Source organism: Bradyrhizobium sp. NBAIM08 (assembly GCF_020193935.1).
Classification (GTDB): domain Bacteria; phylum Pseudomonadota; class Alphaproteobacteria; order Rhizobiales; family Xanthobacteraceae; genus Bradyrhizobium; species Bradyrhizobium yuanmingense.
On record NZ_JADYVR010000041.1, the window covers coordinates 1 to 1,724 of the forward strand.

The 1,724-nt window shown below is 61.3% G+C and carries 1 protein-coding gene; it reads right to left on the reverse strand.

The annotated features are described in order from the left end of the window. Positions 1–120 precede the first annotated feature (120 nt). The gene (locus tag I6F37_RS38260) at positions 121–1,653 is read right to left on the reverse strand and encodes a DDE-type integrase/transposase/recombinase (protein WP_050992081.1); all 1,533 of its coding nucleotides are present in this window, start codon (positions 1,651–1,653) and stop codon (positions 121–123) included. Between the last annotated feature and the right edge of the window lie 71 nt (positions 1,654–1,724).

A 1,724-nucleotide genomic window follows, 5' to 3' on the forward strand; every position in this document is an offset into this window, starting at 1 on the left:
CCCCAGCTGTCGCGCGAATTGGACCCCGCGGGTCCGAGCAAGCCGCTCGCGAAGCGCGCCCTCCAGAGCGCCGTAGCGAGAGAGCGGCTTGCGGTGATTCGGCAAAGCAACACGTGGGATTTAGACAGCGAGGGAAGCTTGGAACGATAGTATGGTTTCGGTGCTGCTGATGAGCTGTCGAGCGACCTTTGATCGCCAATTCTTCACCAACCGCTGCACCGTACGCCGCTGATGGCCACTGAACTGACCCGGCGCATGCGCTGCCAGCCGGGAGAGGAGATCGACGGCGGACAAGTGCGGAGCCGCGGCGAGCCATTCCTCGATCATGGGAATGTATGGGTCGAGCATCGATGGCCGACGTGGCGCAGGTTTGCGCCGCACATAGCGGCGCCGATGAATGCCGCGCTGCTCACCCTGCTTCCAACCGTCGCCGAGCTCTCGGGCAAAGGCGGTCAAGTCGCTTTGCACCGGCGCGACGGTCATGGCTGGCTTTCCGGCCCGCTGATCAACACGCTTGCCCAGCTCATTTTGAGCGTCCCTCATCTGTGCCAGCAATGCCACCGGATCAAGCGTGCGGTAAATCTCACGCAGCCGACGTTTGAATGCCTCGTTGAGATGCGGGTGGACCAATGCTCTTTCGTACGGTGTAGCGGGAGGAAGATAACGCTTGATCACCTTGGCACCTTCGCGGTGCTTCTCCTTCAGCTTAAACGAGGGCTGGAAGAAATTGATGTGCAGCCGTGCCGCGGCAAACAGGCGAGCTAATGAGCGAGCGGCATCAATGCCTTCAAAGCGCCCGTAGCCCACCAGACGTCGAACGATAGCTCCATTCTTCTGTTCAACGAACGCTTGATCGTTCTTCTTGTAGGCCCTGGAACGAGTGACTTCGACATCGTGAGAACGGCACCACGAGACGACCGTGTCGTTCATGAAGGCGCTGTCGTTGTCAAAATCGAGCCCGCAAACGGGCCAGGGAAATAGGTTCTGGGCGCGCTCGAGGGCCTCGACCACAAGCGCTGCTTCACGCACAACAAGCGGAAAGCATTCGGTCCACCCCGTTGCGACATCCACCATTGTTAGCGTCTGAATGAAGGCCCCGGATACGGACATGCCGCCGTGCGCAACCAGATCCGCTTCGCAGTACCCCGGCGGAGGTGATCCCCAGTCATTGAATGTACGCACCGGGACTTGCCGCCGTACGGCACTGGAAAAGCCCGCCCGCCGTCGGCGTCCTCCGGCTGCTGCGATCCTTACGTCGCTCAGCAGGCGATCGATCGTCGCCGCGCTCACCCTCAAAACCTTAGACCGCTCATCAGCAGAAAGCTTCAATCTGCCGTGCCGTTCAAGAGCCGGAAGCAAGAACGGGATCATCGCGACGAGCCGCTTACTGCAGAGCCGGTCAGACGAGTCCCATAGCACAATCAGTGCCATACGAATGGAAGCTCCGTAGGTCCGGCCCCGCCGCCGCGGCACGGCCGACCCCGATGCCCCGTCCGCTGACAGCGCTCGGATCGCGTGCTTGCGATGCCATCCCGCAACGGCGCACAGCTCGTCTAGGATCCGTCCCTTCTCGAGCCGCCCGCTTGCCCGATAACGCTCGGCCAGCGCTGATGTGATCTCGCGCTTTGCGCGCATGCTGATCTTCCCTGCCATAGCCGCCACCGATCTGATTCGGCAGCTCCGCCCCAGACACGACAGGGAAGTTGTCCGGTAACATTTTTAGC

Excerpts from the sequence above, each read along its gene's own strand:
- I6F37_RS38260 (WP_050992081.1), bottom strand. The coding sequence starts at position 1,653 with ATGGCAGGGAAGATCAGCATGCGCGCAAAGCGCGAGATCACATCAGCG.